Source organism: Pelomonas sp. CA6, assembly GCF_022549225.1.
GTDB lineage: Bacteria > Pseudomonadota > Gammaproteobacteria > Burkholderiales > Burkholderiaceae_C > Roseateles.
Genome location: NZ_JAKZFD010000013.1, coordinates 66,152 through 79,741, shown reverse-complemented (window position 1 = coordinate 79,741; position 13,590 = coordinate 66,152). Strand labels below are relative to the sequence as shown.

13 protein-coding genes are annotated in these 13,590 nt (G+C 67.3%); 11 read left to right on the top strand and 2 right to left on the bottom strand.

Annotated elements, in window-relative coordinates:
- Positions 1–3 precede the first annotated feature (3 nt).
- From ribBA to LZ017_RS19480, 11 genes are all read left to right on the top strand, one after another.
- Positions 4–1,101 carry a bifunctional 3,4-dihydroxy-2-butanone-4-phosphate synthase/GTP cyclohydrolase II gene (ribBA, locus tag LZ017_RS19530; RefSeq protein ID WP_241398590.1) on the top strand — a complete coding sequence of 366 codons (1,098 nt, stop codon included), beginning with the start codon at positions 4–6 and terminating at the stop codon, positions 1,099–1,101.
- 12 nt (positions 1,102–1,113) lie between these two features.
- Positions 1,114–1,578 carry a 6,7-dimethyl-8-ribityllumazine synthase gene (gene ribH / locus LZ017_RS19525; protein WP_241398588.1) on the top strand — a complete coding sequence of 155 codons (465 nt, stop codon included), beginning with the start codon at positions 1,114–1,116 and terminating at the stop codon, positions 1,576–1,578.
- Complete coding sequence (nusB, locus tag LZ017_RS19520; RefSeq protein ID WP_241398586.1) at positions 1,575–2,075, top strand: transcription antitermination factor NusB; 501 nt, start codon at positions 1,575–1,577, stop codon at positions 2,073–2,075. Before ribH ends, nusB begins: the two co-directional genes overlap by 4 nt.
- Before the next feature lie 19 nt (positions 2,076–2,094).
- A complete protein-coding gene (locus tag LZ017_RS19515) occupies positions 2,095–3,312 on the top strand; it encodes a pyridoxal phosphate-dependent aminotransferase (RefSeq protein WP_241398585.1) in 1,218 nt (405 codons plus the stop codon).
- Positions 3,313–3,585: 273 nt separating this feature from the next.
- Positions 3,586–4,623: a ParA family protein gene (locus LZ017_RS19510; protein ID WP_241398584.1), complete on the top strand. Its 1,038-nt coding sequence runs from the start codon at positions 3,586–3,588 to the stop codon at positions 4,621–4,623.
- A gap of 6 nt (positions 4,624–4,629) precedes the next feature.
- Positions 4,630–5,331, top strand: a complete 702-nt coding sequence (locus LZ017_RS19505) for a hypothetical protein (protein WP_241398583.1) — start codon at positions 4,630–4,632, stop codon at positions 5,329–5,331.
- Positions 5,332–5,520: 189 nt separating this feature from the next.
- Complete coding sequence (gene ybgC, locus LZ017_RS19500; RefSeq protein WP_241398582.1) at positions 5,521–5,919, top strand: tol-pal system-associated acyl-CoA thioesterase; 399 nt, start codon at positions 5,521–5,523, stop codon at positions 5,917–5,919.
- A 37-nt stretch (positions 5,920–5,956) separates the two neighbouring features.
- On the top strand, positions 5,957–6,649 hold the full coding sequence (gene tolQ / locus LZ017_RS19495) for a protein TolQ (protein ID WP_241398581.1): 693 nt from the start codon (positions 5,957–5,959) through the stop codon (positions 6,647–6,649).
- Between the two features lie 17 nt (positions 6,650–6,666).
- On the top strand, positions 6,667–7,101 hold the full coding sequence (locus LZ017_RS19490; protein WP_241398580.1) for an ExbD/TolR family protein: 435 nt from the start codon (positions 6,667–6,669) through the stop codon (positions 7,099–7,101).
- 58 nt (positions 7,102–7,159) lie between these two features.
- Complete coding sequence (gene tolA, locus LZ017_RS19485) at positions 7,160–8,110, top strand: cell envelope integrity protein TolA (RefSeq protein ID WP_241398579.1); 951 nt, start codon at positions 7,160–7,162, stop codon at positions 8,108–8,110.
- Between the two features lie 235 nt (positions 8,111–8,345).
- Positions 8,346–8,990, top strand: a complete 645-nt coding sequence (locus LZ017_RS19480; RefSeq protein WP_241398578.1) for a hypothetical protein — start codon at positions 8,346–8,348, stop codon at positions 8,988–8,990.
- Positions 8,991–9,058: 68 nt separating this feature from the next.
- Here LZ017_RS19480 and pcp read toward each other — a convergent pair whose 3' ends face one another.
- Entirely contained in the window at positions 9,059–9,727 is a 669-nt protein-coding gene (pcp, locus tag LZ017_RS19475) for a pyroglutamyl-peptidase I (protein ID WP_241398577.1), read from the bottom strand.
- Complete coding sequence (locus LZ017_RS19470; protein WP_241398576.1) at positions 9,724–13,407, bottom strand: hydantoinase B/oxoprolinase family protein; 3,684 nt, start codon at positions 13,405–13,407, stop codon at positions 9,724–9,726. The genes pcp and LZ017_RS19470 overlap by 4 nt, the downstream gene beginning before the upstream one ends.
- Between the last annotated feature and the right edge of the window lie 183 nt (positions 13,408–13,590).

Sequence of the window (13,590 nt, the reverse complement as noted above, 5' to 3'; positions counted from 1 at the left end):
CCTATGCCTATCTCTCCCATCCCTGAGCTGGTCGCCGAGCTGGCGGCTGGCCGCATGGTCATTCTGGTCGACGAGGAAGATCGCGAAAACGAGGGCGACCTGGTCCTCGCGGCCGACCACGTCAGCCCCGAGGCGATCAATTTCATGGCCAAGTACGGCCGCGGCCTGATCTGCCTCACCCTGACCCGCGAGCGCTGCGAACAGCTGCAGCTGCCGCCCATGGTCAGCCGCAACGGCACCAAGCACGGCACGGCCTTCACGGTGTCCATCGAGGCCGCTACCGGCGTGTCCACCGGCATTTCGGCGGCCGACCGCGCGCGCACCGTGCAGGCGGCCGTCGCCAAGGGCGCCAAGGCCAGCGACCTGGTCCAGCCCGGCCACATCTTCCCGCTCCAGGCCCAGGACGGCGGCGTGCTGATGCGCGCCGGCCATACCGAGGCCGGCTGCGACCTCTCGCGCATGGCCGGGCTGACGCCCGCATCCGTCATCTGCGAGATCATGAACGACGATGGCAGCATGGCCCGGCTGCCCGACCTGGAAGTCTTCGCCGAGCAGCACGGCATCAAGATCGGCACCATCGCCGACCTGATCGAGTACCGCAGCCGCAATGAATCGCTGGTGCAGCGCATCGCGCACCGCCCCATGCAGACGGCCCAGGGCGAGTTCGACTGCCAGGTGTTCCGCGACCGCACCGGCGCCGTGCACATGGCACTGACCCACGGCCAGTGGGGCCCGGGCGACGAGGTGCTGGTGCGCGTGCACGAGCCCTTCTCCGCGCTGGACCTGCTGGACGCGGGCCGCTGCGGCCATTCCTGGCCGCTGCCGCAAGCCCTCGCGGCGCTGCAGGCCAGCGGCGCCGGCGCGGCGGTCCTGCTCAACTGCGGCGAGGACACCGAGGCCCTGCTGGATCGCCTGCAGCCCGCCCGCGAAGGTGGCGGCGGCGCGGCGACCGCGATGGACCTGCGCACCTACGGCGTGGGCGCGCAGATCCTGCGCGAACTGGGCATCCAGAAGATGAAACTGTTGGGCAGCCCCAGGCGCATGCCCAGCATGACCGGCTACGGTCTGGAAGTCACCGGCTTCCAGGCCGCCCAGGTCTGACAAGGAGTCCTCATGCAAGGAGCTGACAAGGGTCAGGGCATCGCGATGAACGGCCAGGGGCTGCGCATCGGCATCGTGCAGGCCCGTTTCAATGCCGAGCTGACCGGCGCGCTGGCCTCGGCCTGCCTGGCCGAGCTGGGCCGCCTGGGCGTGGACGCGGCACAGATCCGCCACGTCACCGTGCCCGGCGCGCTGGAAGTGCCTGTCGCACTGCAGGCCATGGCGCAGAGCCGCCGCTACGACGCGCTGGTCGCACTGGGCTGCATCATCCGCGGCGAGACCTATCACTTCGAACTGGTCGCCAACGAAAGCGGGGCCGGCGTGACCCGGCTCGCGCTGGACCACGGCCTGCCCATCGCCAATGCCATCCTGACCGTCGAGAACGACGCCCAGGCCTGGGCCCGTGCCGAGGACAAGGGCCGCGACGCCGCCCAGGTGGCGGTGGAAATGGCCCAGCTGCTGAAAGAACTGAAGTGACGACTCCCGACAAGACCCCCAAGACGGCCGGCGCCAAGGCGCCCGCCAAGAAAGCGCCGGCCCGATCGGCACGCCGCCGTGCCCGCGAGGCCGCGCTGCAAGGCCTGTACCAATGGCTGCTCACCGGCGAGGACGCCGGCGCCGTGGATGCCCACATGCGCGAGCAGGCCGGCTTCGACAAGTGCGACCGCGCCCACTACGACGCGCTGCTGCATGGCGCGATCGACGAGGCGGCCGACCTGGACAGCGTGCTGGCCCGCCATGCGGACCGCAAGACCACCGAGCTCTCGCCGATCGAACACGCCATCCTGATGATCGGCGCCTACGAGCTGAAGCACTGCATCGACATCCCCTACAAGGTCGCGATCAACGAGGCGGTGGAGCTGGCCAAGTCCTTTGGCGGCACCGACGGCCACAAGTACGTCAACGGCGTGCTGGACCGTGCCGCCGCCGACCTGCGCCCGGTCGAAGTGGCGGCCGCGCGCGGCGGCCGCTGAGACAGCGCGCCCCGGTCGCATGCGAGTCGCGGATCGCCTGGCTCGGATCGAGCCCTTCTATGTGATGGAGTGCGCCAAGCGGGCCGACGAGATCGCCCGCTCGGCGCTGTGCGACCCGGCCCAGGGCGGCCGGCGCATGATTTATCTGAACATCGGCGAGCCCGACTTCGGCGCCAGCCCCTCGGTGCTGCGCGCCGCGGCGGCCTGTGTCGAGCAGGGCCGCGTGCCCTACACCGCGGCGACCGGCCTGCCGGCGCTGCGCGACAAGCTCTCGCAGTGGTACCGCCAGACCCAGGGCCTGGACATCGCGCCGCAGCGCATCGTCGTCACCGCCGGTGCGTCGGCGGCGCTGCAGCTGGCCTGCCTGGCTCTGTTCCAGGCCGGGGACGAGGTGCTGATGCCCGACCCCTGCTACCCCTGCAACAGGCACTTCGTCGCCGCGGTCGACGCCCTGCCCCGGCTCCTGCCTTGCGGGCCCGAGCAGCGCTTCCAGCTCAGCCTGGCGCAGCTGGAGCAGCACTGGAACGAACGCAGCCGCGGCGTGCTGCTGGCCTCGCCCAGCAACCCCACCGGCACCTCCATCGCGCCCGACGAGCTGGCGCGCCTGCGCGCCTTCGTGAAGGCGCGCGGCGGCGTCACCATCGTCGACGAGATCTACCAGTCGCTGGGCTATGACGAACGCTTCGGCCACAGCGCGCTGGGCCTGGATGCCGGGGCCGGCGAGGACGTGGTCTCCATCAACAGCTTCTCGAAGTACTTCGGCATGACCGGCTGGCGCCTGGGCTGGCTGGTGCTGCCGCAGGCCCTGGTGGCGCCGGTGGAGAAGCTGGCGCAGAACCTCTACATCTGCCCTTCCACGATCGCGCAACAGGCGGCGCTGGCCTGCTTCGAGCCCGAGTCCATCGCTGAATACGAGCGCCGCAAGGCTCAGCTGCGCGCGCGCCGCGACTTCGTCGTGCCGGCGCTGCGCGCGATGGGGCTGGAGGTGCCGGTCGAGCCCGATGGCGCTTTCTATGCCTGGGCCGATCTGTCGCGCGCCGGGCTGCCCGCCGGGATGGGCAGCTGGGCGCTGTGCATGGACCTGATGCAGAGCGCCCAGGTCGCACTCACCCCCGGACGCGATTTCGGCCCGGCCTTCGGCGAGCGCTTCCTGCGCCTGTCCTTCGCCAGCGCCGACGAAGACCTGCGCGAGGCGCTGGCGCGCATGGCGGCGCGGCTCCAGGAGCTGCGCGCATGACGGCGGCGGTCTTCCAGCACGAGCTGCGCGTCTACTGGGAGTGCACAGCTGCCAGTGTAGTTTCCTGGAATTCGCGGTCGCGGTGCGTCAAATGACTATGGAAAGAGGCCGTCTCCTGGGATACACGCTACATTAGTAGCGTTTCGCTTTGGCACATTCATGGCACAGTCATACATTGTGAAACCACAACACACGGATGGCATCGGCGTTCTGAGTTGCGCCACTAACCGGATCGCGTAGTACATTGCTGCCCGAATTCCCGGCAGACACACCATGACTCAAATCATTACCCTCTACAACCATAAGGGCGGCGTCTCAAAAACGACGACGACATACCACTTGGCCTACGCATTTGCGGAGTCCATGGACATGAGGGTTCTGGTAGTGGACGCTGATCCACAGTGCAATTTGACTGAATTGTGCCTAGCAAAGGTTATTGACGCCCTCGACGAACAGGAAGAAGGCGGAGAAGCAACTGTATTGCCCGGAACATCCGTCAAGGAAGCCCTGTGGCCTCGACTGGAAGGTGAGCGCGGCAACGTCGATGTCGAAGCAATCAAACTCACCCAATTCGACGACAACTTGCCGTTGTTCATTTTTCGAGGTGATATTGGGTTAAGCGAAGCCGAAGATCGCCTGTCGTATGCATACAGCCAGCGCTCCACATCGGATATGCATCAGAAGCGCACATATGTCGCGGTTCACGACATGCTTCGTCGGCTAGGTGACCTGCACAAGTTTGATGTCATTCTGATTGACGTTGGCCCTAGTGCAGCAGCTCTTACGCGCTCATTTTTTCTGTCGTGCGACAGATTTCTTGTTCCAGTCGCGCCTGACCGGTTCAACTACCAAGCTATGGGTTCACTCAGCCAAATCCTCAGGCAGTGGATTCTTGAGCACATGCAGATCGTTCCTGATTTTCAGAAGCTATCGCTGAACGTACCTACGAAGGCTCCGATACTTTCTGGAATCGTCATGCAGCGATTCCAACGCCATAAAGGCATGGCAAAGGCCGGCTTCAAGGTATGGATTGATCGAGTAAGAACCCGCGCAATCGAAGAACTCATTCCTTCCTTAATTTCAGCAGCGGGAAGTGACGGAGTTTCCAAACACTGCCTAACGGAACCGGTATGCGCGGAGATTCATGACTTTGCCAGCCTTGCTCCAATGATGCTATCAAACAGCAAGCCAATTTGGAAATTAACCAAGGAAGACACTGATTGGCAAGGGAATGTTTGGGACCAGCGAGTGGCAGCAATGGAAGAATTTAAACAACGCTTCTTCGCACTCGCCAAACTTGCTCTAGCGTAGAAGAAAATGAGTATTGAATGGTCCTACGGGGCAGTTGCTTTCATCGACGTACTCGGTTTCTCAGCGTTTGTTGAATCCGATGCAAAAAGCATCGCACCGGTCCATTTGCCAAGGCTGAGTGCCGTACTTGCGCGCGTTCGGGAAGCGTCGCCTGATTTGGACGTGCGGGCCTTCTCGGACTCCATCACCATAACGGCACCACTTGAGAGCGCCAAGGTAGCGAACCTGCTCAAGTCCGTCGTTGAGCTTCAGAGACTGTTCATCGAAGGAGGTGTCCTTGTCAGAGGCGGCGTTGCGTTTGGGAAGCACTTTGCAGATGAATCGCTAGTCTTCTCTGAAGCTCTGATCAGGGCGTACGTCCTTGAACGGGACCAGGCTCGATTTCCTCGAATTCTGGTGGCGGCCGATCTGCTTGATTGGTACTTCCATGACCCAGCAACTACGGCGGAGTTGGCAGCGGAGGCTCACTCCTTGCTGCTGACCGATCGGGACAACTTCACGTTTTTGGACTACCTTCACTCGGCCACATTGAAGCCGCATCTCGACGCCATTCAGGCCTACAAGATAGCGAACTCAACGCCGAGCGTCCTTGAGAAGGTGCAGTGGCTTTGTCAGTACCACAATTTCCGGGCCGCAGCATCAGGTAGCGAACACGTTTATTCGGGCCCGATGGTCGATGGGTTTCGACAGCACGTGATACTTCCCTAGCATACTGCTGCTCAATGCACGTTCACCGCTCACGCCACTCCATCGCCACTTGGCACACAAGGAAAAACGGTTCCCATCGCAACTTTCGCGCTTGGGCACACTAACGGCAAAGCGAGTGTGCCAAATGAAGCAAAGCAGAGTCACATAGAGCAAAGACAAGTTATTGATTTTTGAGGAAATTCTTCGCAAGTGACTGACTTCATTTGGCCCTGTAGGGTGTACTGGGAAGACACCGATGCCGGCGGCGTCGTGTTCTACGCCAACTACCTGAAGTTCCTCGAGCGCGCGCGCACCGAATGGCTGCGCCAGCTCGGTTTCGAGCAGGAGCGCCTGCGCCGCGAGCAGGGGCTGATGTTCGTCGTCGGCGAGACGCGCCTGCGCTATCTGCGCCCGGCGCGGCTGGACGACTGGCTGCGCATCACCGTGCAGCCGCTGCAGATCGGACGCGCCAGCCTCAACATCGCCCAGCAGGCCTGGCGCGGCGACACGCTGCTGACCGAGGGCGAGATCCGCATAGGCTGCGTGGGCGCCGAGGACTTCCGGCCGGCACGCATCCCCGAGGCTATCCTGCAGACCCTGTCCGCCTGATCCCTGTCCATTCCGTTTCTCTGACCTTGGCCCGTCCATGAACCAAGACCTCTCCATCGTCTCTCTGATCGCCCATGCCAGCCTCACGGTGCAGCTGGTGATCGCCGCGCTGCTGCTGATGTCGCTGGCCAGCTGGAGCGTGATCTTCAACAAGTTCTTCGCGCTGTCCAAGGTGCAGTCACGCAACGAGGCCTTCGAGCAGGAGTTCTGGTCCGGCAAGAACCTCAACGAGCTCTATGCCTCGGTCAGCAACCGCAGCGACGCAGCGCCGCTGGAGCGCATCTTCGCGTCCGGCATGCGCGAGTTCCTGAAACTGCGCGAGCGCCGCGTCACCGAATCGAGCAGCCTGCTGGACGGCGCGCGCCGTGCGATGCGCGCCAGCTTCCAGCGCGAGTTGGACGCGATGGAGTCGCACCTGTCCTTCCTTGCCTCGGTGGGCTCCATCTCGCCCTACGTGGGCCTGTTCGGCACCATCTGGGGCATCATGCACGCCTTCGTGGGCCTGTCCAACCTGCAGCAGGTGACGCTGGCCACCGTGGCGCCGGGCATCGCCGAAGCGCTGGTGGCCACCGCGATCGGCCTGTTCGCGGCCATCCCCGCGGTGCTGGCCTACAACCGCTTCGCGCGCCAGATCGACCGCAGCGCGATCACGCTGGAGACCTTCATCGAAGAGTTCTCCAACATCCTGCAGCGCAACGCCGGCCAGCCGGCGCCGGCCGCCGCGCGTTGAGAAGCTAGGAGCGCGCGATGGCAGCCCTCGCCTCCCGCGGCCGCGGACGCCGCCGCACCATCAACGAGATCAACATGGTGCCCTTCATCGACGTGATGCTGGTGCTGTTGATCATCTTCATGGTCAGCGCGCCGCTGATCACCACCGGGGTCGTGGACCTGCCCAGCGTGGGCCAGAGCCGCCAGCAGCCCAAGCAGGTCATCCAGGTCATCGTCGGCAGCGACGAGAGCATGCAGATCAAGCTCGACGGCGGCGAGCCGCAGTCGGTCACCCTCAAGCTGCTGGCCCAGCGCGTCAAGGACGCCCAGGGCGACGCCGCCGACACGCCCGTCGTGATCTCGGCGGACCGCAAGGTCAAGTACGAGGCGGTCGTCAACGCGATGGACGTTTTGCAGCGCGCCGGCGTGCAACGCGTCGGCCTGGCAGTGAAGAACGCCCCGGCCCAGCCTTGAGCCCCGCCTTGCCCCTCGCATCGACCTCGCCCGCCCCGATTTGCCCTTTCCAAGCGCCATGAGCTCGCTGGTTTCTTCCACCACCGCCGATCCCTTGCGTCCGCCGCCCGAGCGCGGGCTGGGCCGCGGCATCGGCTTTGCGCTGCTGGCTCACCTGCTGCTGGTCGGCGCGCTCAGCCTGGGCGTGCAATGGCGCACCCGGCCCGTGCCGGCACTGGAAGCGGAGTTGTGGGCCGCCGTGCCGGTCGCCGCGGCTCCGCGCGCCCAGGCCCCGCCGGAGCCCGAACCCGAGCCCGAGCCGCCGGCCAAGCCAGCGAAGACCCCGCCGCCCCAGCCCGATCCGCAGGAGCTCAAGGCCCAGCAGCAGCAGCGCGAGGCCGAGATCGCCATCGCCAAGGCCAAGAAGCTCAAGGAAGAAAAAGAGGCCCAGGAAGAACGCGAGCGCAAGGAATTGCAGAAGAAGCGCGAGGCCGACAAGAAGGAGGCCCAGCGCAAGGAAGCCGAGAAAAAAGAGGCCGAGAAGAAGGAAGCCGAGCGCAGGGACGCTGAGAAGAAGGACGCCGAGCGCAAGGAAAAGCTCGCCCGCGAGAAGGCCGACAAGGCCAAGAAGGACGCCGACGCCCGCGCCGAGGCCCAGCGCGAGGCGCTGCGCCAGGAGAACCTGAAGCGCATCCAGGGCATGGCTGGTGGCACCGGCGGCGCCACCGCGACCGGCACCGCCGCGAAGAGCGCCGGTCCCTCGTCCAGCTATGCCGGCCGCATCAAGGCGCGCATCAAGCCCAACATCATCTACAGCGACCCGGGTGGCGCGGCCAACCCCGAGGCCGAGGTGGAAGTGCGCGCGGCGCCGGACGGCAGCATCATTGGCCGCCGCCTGCTCAAGCCCAGCCCCGACAACGACTGGAACAACGCGGTGCTGCGCGCCATTGACAAGACCGAGGTGCTGCCGCGCGACGTCGACGGCCGCGTGCCGCCGCTGCTGGTGATCAGCTTCAAGCCGCGCGAATAAGGCCCCGGCCGACGCGGCCCTGCCGCGCCCACTCCGACACCCGGCCCAGCCGGGTGTTTTCATTTGCGCGCCGCCCTCCCGATCGCGTCACGACCTCCGTTCCCGCCTTCCTTTCGACAGGAAATTCAAGGTACCGACCTTCGAATACATCCACAAGAAGAATGATATTACTCACAAGCCCCGGCATTCCGCTTGATAGAGTTCGCCGCCTTCTCGAGATATGTGCAAGTAGAAAATGAATAAATTCGCACACATACCCTGCGAGATTGCGCTGAATCAATATTCAAATCAAAGGGGAACGCGCATGAAACAATATTCGAATTTCGCTGTCATCACCTTTCTGGGCGCCGCGCTGGCGGCCTGTGGCGGCTCCGACGAGGGCAGCGGCGACACCAGCGCCAACGTGTTCAAGCCCATGCTGGGCACCTATACCGTGGCCTGTTCGGGGTATCAGAGCCTCGACACGAATGTCTCGGACGACGGCGCGGTCACCATCACCGAGCTGGTGGGCGCGGACCGGGCCAAGGTCAGCATCCAGGCGCGCAGCTATGCCAGCCCGGCGACCGACCCGGGAGGCCGCCAATGCGATGCCGGCAAGATCAGCACCGACATGACGGTCACCGGTGAAATGCGTGACCTCGGGAAAACCAAGACCTATACCCTCAGCAGCGGCAAGAAGGTCAGCGCCAAGGTCGTGGAAGTCAGCTGTGAATCCTTCACCCTGCGCAAGGGCCAGCTTCGCGGCACGATTCCGACGCCTGGCGCCAAAACCCTGATGGCCTATCTGGTCGACGGCAACAAACTCTATTTGAGTTCCGGCAACCGGGAGGCGGACGGCCTGGGCAACGGGCTCAGCACCCGCTTCGGCGTCAAGCCCTGAGACGGCGCCCGCCACGCCCCGTGCCCGATTCCGGGGCCGCTCCGGCGCCGCGCCACGGTGAAAGCCCGTCAGTCCAGCGCCCCGCCCCCCTCGCGCAGGTCGGCCTGATGGCGACCATGGCGTTCCCAGGCCACCTGCAGCGCCAGGCGCACGCCGTCCACCAGCGTGGCCAGCGGCAGGCTGGGCGAGCCGGGGTGCTGCGCGGCCTGTTCGGGCAGGTAGGGGATGTGCATGAAGCCGCTGCCGCAGCCCTGCCCGTCGAGTCGGTGCTGCAGGCCGTAGAAGACATGGTTACAGACAAAGGTGCCCGCGGTCTGCGACACCGAGGCCGGCAGCCCGGCCTCGCGCAGCGCGTGGACCATGGCCTTGATCGGCAAGGTGCTGAAGTAGGCCGCCGGACCGCCCGGCACCACCGGTTCGTCGACCGGCTGGGCGCCGGCGTTGTCGGGGATGCGGGCATCGTCTATGTTGATCGCCACCCGCTCCAGCGACAGATCGCAGCGCCCGCCCGCCTGGCCCAGCGCCAGCACCAGGGTTGGCCGCAGGTCCTGCAGCGCACGCTCCAGCGTCCGCAGCGCGTCACCGAACACGCAGGGCAGTTCGCGCGCGCTCACGCGGGCCAGGCGCCCGTCGCCAGCGTCCAGCACGCAGCCCTCCAGGGCCCGCGCGACCTGCCACGAGGGGTTCAAGGTCTCGCCACCAAAGGGCTCGAAGCCGGTCAGCAGCAGGGTGTTCATCGCGCGTCCTCCGCGCGGCTGGAGGACGCGGCGGGCTCCGGCGCGCCATAGCCGCCGCCGCCCGGCGTCTGGATCTCGAAGGCATCGCCCGGCGCCATCTCCACGCTGCCGATGTGGCCCAGCCGCTCCTCGCGTCCGTCGGCGCGCAGCACGCGGTTCAGCCCCGGCGCGCCGGCGCCGCCGCCGGCCATGCCGAACGCCCCCTGCTGGCGCCCGTTGCTGAGGATGGACGCCGTCATCGCCTCCAGGAAGCGGATGCGGCGCACCGCGCCCCGGCCGCCCTGCCAGCGCCCGGCGCCGCCGGAGCCCGGCCGGATGCGGTGCTGCTCGACCCAGACCGGGAAGCGCTGCTCCAGCACCTCGGGGTCGGTCAGCCGCGAATTGGTCATATGCGTCTGGACCACGTCCGTGCCGTCGAAGCCCGGGCCCGCACCGCTGCCGCCGGACAGGGTCTCGTAGTACTGGTGGCGCGCATTGCCGAAGGTGAAGTTGTTCATCGTGCAGGGGCTGGCGGCCATCACGCCCAGCGCGCCATAGAGCGCGTTGGTCACGCAGCTGGAGGTTTCCACATTGCCCGCCACGACCGCCGCGGGCGCGCGCGGGTTGAGCATGCAGCCCTCGGGCACGACGATCTCCAGCGGTTTCAGGCAGCCGGCATTGAGCGGAATCTCGTCGTCGACCAGGGTGCGGAACACATAGAGCACGGCGGCCACGGTGACGGCGCGCGGCGCGTTGAAGTTGTTGTCCAACTGCGCGCTGCTGCCACTGAAGTCGATGCGGGCGCGGCGTGCCTCGGTGTCCACGCGGACCTCGACGCGGATCTCGGCGCCATTGTCCAGGCGCAGCGCGAAGCGGCCGTCCGTCAGCCGCGCGATCGCCCGGCGCACCGCCGCCTCCGCGTTGTCCTGCACATGGCGCATGTAGGCGACCACCGTGTCGCGGCCGAACTGGGCGACCATGGCCTGCAGCTCCTGCTGGCCCTTCTCGTTGGCCGCGATCTGCGCGCGCAGATCGGCCAGGTTCTGCGCCGGATTGCGCGCCGGCCAGCGGTTGGGCGGCTCGCGACCTTCCAGCACGGCCAGCAGCTCGGCCTCGCGCAGGCGGCCCTCGCGGGCCACGAGAACGTTGTCCAGCAGCACACCTTCCTCGTCGATGCGGGAGGAGAACGGCGGCATGGACCCCGGCGTGATGCCGCCGATGTCGGCATGGTGGCCGCGCGAGGCCACGTAGAAGTCCGGCCTCGCCGGCCCCTCGGCCTCCAGCCAGACCGGCGTCACCACGGTCACGTCCGGCAGGTGGGTGCCGCCGTGGTAGGGATCGTTCAGCGCGTAGACGTCGCCGCGACGCATCCGCGGGTTGCGCTGCATCACGGTCTTGATCGCCTCGCTCATCGAGCCCAGGTGCACCGGCATGTGCGGCGCGTTCGCGATCAGCTGGCCGTCGCCGTCGAACAGCGCGCAGGAGAAGTCCAGGCGCTCCTTGATGTTGACCGAATGGGCCGTGTTCTGCAGCCTCAGCCCCATCTGCTCGGCGATGTTCATGAACAGGTTGTTGAACACCTCCAGCTGCACCGGATCGGCCTCGGTGCCCAGCGCCTGCGCGTGCTCGCGCGACCGCACGCGCGCCAGTTCCAGCGCGCCGTCGGGCCGCAGCCGCGCCTCCCAGCCGGGCTCCACCACCGTGGTCGCGTTGCGCTCGCTGATCACCGCCGGCCCGGGGATGCACTGCCCGGGCCGCAGCGCCTCGCGGGCGAAGAGCTGCGCGGCGCGCCAGCCGGCGGGCTCGGCGTCGGCCAGGCAGTACAGCCGCACCGGCTCGCCCGCCGCGGCGGACGCCTCGCCCCCCTCCCCGAGGACAGCCGCCGGCAAGGGCGCGCCCGGCATCAGCGCCTCCACCGCGACGGCCTCGATCACCAGCGGCCGACCGGGCATCAGCAACGCGAAGCGCTGACGGTAGGCCCGCTCGAAGGCCTCGCGCAAGACCTGCCCCCGCAAGGCCTCGTCCGCCTCGTCGGCCCAGGGCACGGCCAGCGCCGTGTCCGTGCCCTGGTAGCGCAGCCGCAGGCTGCGGCGCAGCTGCAGCGCCGTGCGTGCCAGGCCCTGGGCCGCCAGTTCCGCGCAGGCGGACTCGCCCAGCTGGTCCAGCAGCGCCCGCGCCTCCCGCAGGCCTTGCGGGTCCAGCGGCCGCTCCAGCGACTGCTCGCGCATCGCGTTCTGGTCGGCCAGGCCCATGCCATAGGCGGACAACACCCCGGCCAGCGGATGGATGAAGACGCGGCGCATGCCCAGCTGGTCGGCGACCAGGCAGGCATGCTGGCCGCCGGCGCCGCCAAAGCACTGCAGCGTGTAGCCGCTGACGTCGTAGCCACGCGCCACCGAGATCTTCTTCACCGCATTCGCCATGTGAGCCACGGCGATCTGCAGCGCGCCCGCCGCGACCGCCTCGGCGTCCAGGCGCCGGCCGCTGGCCTCGCTCACCTGCAGGGCCAGCTCCGCGAAGGCCTCGCGCACCCGCTCGGCGTCCAGCGGCTGGTCGGCCTTCGGGCCGAAGACCTGGGGGAAGCGCCCGGGCTGGATGCGGCCCAGCATCACGTTGGCGTCGGTCACGGTCAGCGGGCCACCGCGGCGGTAGCAGGCCGGCCCGGGGTTGGCTCCGGCGCTGTGCGGACCGACGCGCAACCGGCTGCCATCGAAATGGACAACCGAGCCGCCGCCGGCGGCCACGGTGTGGATGCTCATCATCGGCGCGCGCACCCGCACGCCGGCCACCTGGGTTTCGAAAGCGCGTTCGAACTCGCCGGCAAAGTGGGAGACATCGGTGGAGGTGCCGCCCATGTCGAAGCCGATCAGGCGCTGGTGCCCGGCCGCCTGTGCCGTGCGCACCATGCCGACGATGCCGCCAGCCGGCCCAGACAGGATGGCGTCCTTGCCCTGGAAGCGCCCGGCGTCCGTGAGGCCGCCGCTGGATTGCATGAACAGCAGCGGCACGCCCGGCATCTGCGCCGCCACCTGCTCCACATAGCGGCGCAGGATGGGCGACAGGTAGGCGTCGACCACCGTGGTGTCGCCGCGCGCCACGTACTTGATCAGCGGGCTGACCTCGTGCGAAACCGAGACCTGCGCGAAGCCCAGCTCCCGTGCCAGCGCCGCCGCCGCCGCCTCGTGCGCCGGATGGCGCCAACCGTGCATGAAGACGATGGCGCAGGCGCGTAGCCCTTGCTCGCGCAGCCGCATGAGGCCGGCGCGCAGGCCCGCCAGGTCGAGTGCGCGCAAGACCTGGCCCTGCGCGCCCACTCGTTCGTCGACTTCCAGCACCTCCTGGTAGAGCTGCTCGGGCAGCTGGATATGGCGGTCGAACAGCCGCGGCCGGTTCTGGTAGGCAATGCGCAGCGCGTCGCCCAGGCCGCGGGTGGTCACGAGCGCGAGCGGCTCGCCCTTGCGTTCCAGCAGCGCATTGGTGGCCACCGTCGTCCCCATCTTCACGCACTCGACCCGGTCGGGCGTGAGGAGTTCGCCGCGGCCCAGCCCGAGCAGCCGGCGCATGCCCTCCACGGCCGCGTCGGCGTAATGCTCCGGGTTGTCCGACAGCAGCTTCAGTGTGTGAAGTTCGCCCCGCGGATCGCGCCCCACCAGATCGGTGAAGGTGCCGCCCCTGTCTATCCAGAACTGCCAACGCTGCATGACCCTGTGTCCGCCCTGTTGCTGTTGTCGCCGTCATCACTGTGCGCCAGACGTCGGCGCCAGCGCCAAGTCTATGCGCCGGCGCAACGGGCCCGCAGATGCGGGCCAACGCCGAGGGACGGGGGCAGTCGTTGCGCGTAGCATCACGGTCGTGCGCGTCGACCCGCGACGCCCGACGCCGTC

What these genes read in the sequence shown, in the direction of transcription:
- LZ017_RS19510 (WP_241398584.1), top strand. Translation starts at nt 3,586, where the DNA reads ATGACTCAAATCATTACCCTCTACAACCATAAGGGCGGCGTCTCAAAA.
- LZ017_RS19470 (WP_241398576.1), bottom strand. Translation starts at nt 13,407, where the DNA reads ATGCAGCGTTGGCAGTTCTGGATAGACAGGGGCGGCACCTTCACCGAT.
- LZ017_RS19505 (WP_241398583.1), top strand. Translation starts at nt 4,630, where the DNA reads ATGAGTATTGAATGGTCCTACGGGGCAGTTGCTTTCATCGACGTACTC.
- LZ017_RS19490 (WP_241398580.1), top strand. Translation starts at nt 6,667, where the DNA reads ATGGCAGCCCTCGCCTCCCGCGGCCGCGGACGCCGCCGCACCATCAAC.
- tolQ (WP_241398581.1), top strand. Translation starts at nt 5,957, where the DNA reads ATGAACCAAGACCTCTCCATCGTCTCTCTGATCGCCCATGCCAGCCTC.
- LZ017_RS19480 (WP_241398578.1), top strand. Translation starts at nt 8,346, where the DNA reads ATGAATAAATTCGCACACATACCCTGCGAGATTGCGCTGAATCAATAT.
- ribH (WP_241398588.1), top strand. Translation starts at nt 1,114, where the DNA reads ATGCAAGGAGCTGACAAGGGTCAGGGCATCGCGATGAACGGCCAGGGG.
- tolA (WP_241398579.1), top strand. Translation starts at nt 7,160, where the DNA reads ATGAGCTCGCTGGTTTCTTCCACCACCGCCGATCCCTTGCGTCCGCCG.
- pcp (WP_241398577.1), bottom strand. Translation starts at nt 9,727, where the DNA reads ATGAACACCCTGCTGCTGACCGGCTTCGAGCCCTTTGGTGGCGAGACC.
- ribBA (WP_241398590.1), top strand. Translation starts at nt 4, where the DNA reads ATGCCTATCTCTCCCATCCCTGAGCTGGTCGCCGAGCTGGCGGCTGGC.
- LZ017_RS19515 (WP_241398585.1), top strand. Translation starts at nt 2,095, where the DNA reads ATGCGAGTCGCGGATCGCCTGGCTCGGATCGAGCCCTTCTATGTGATG.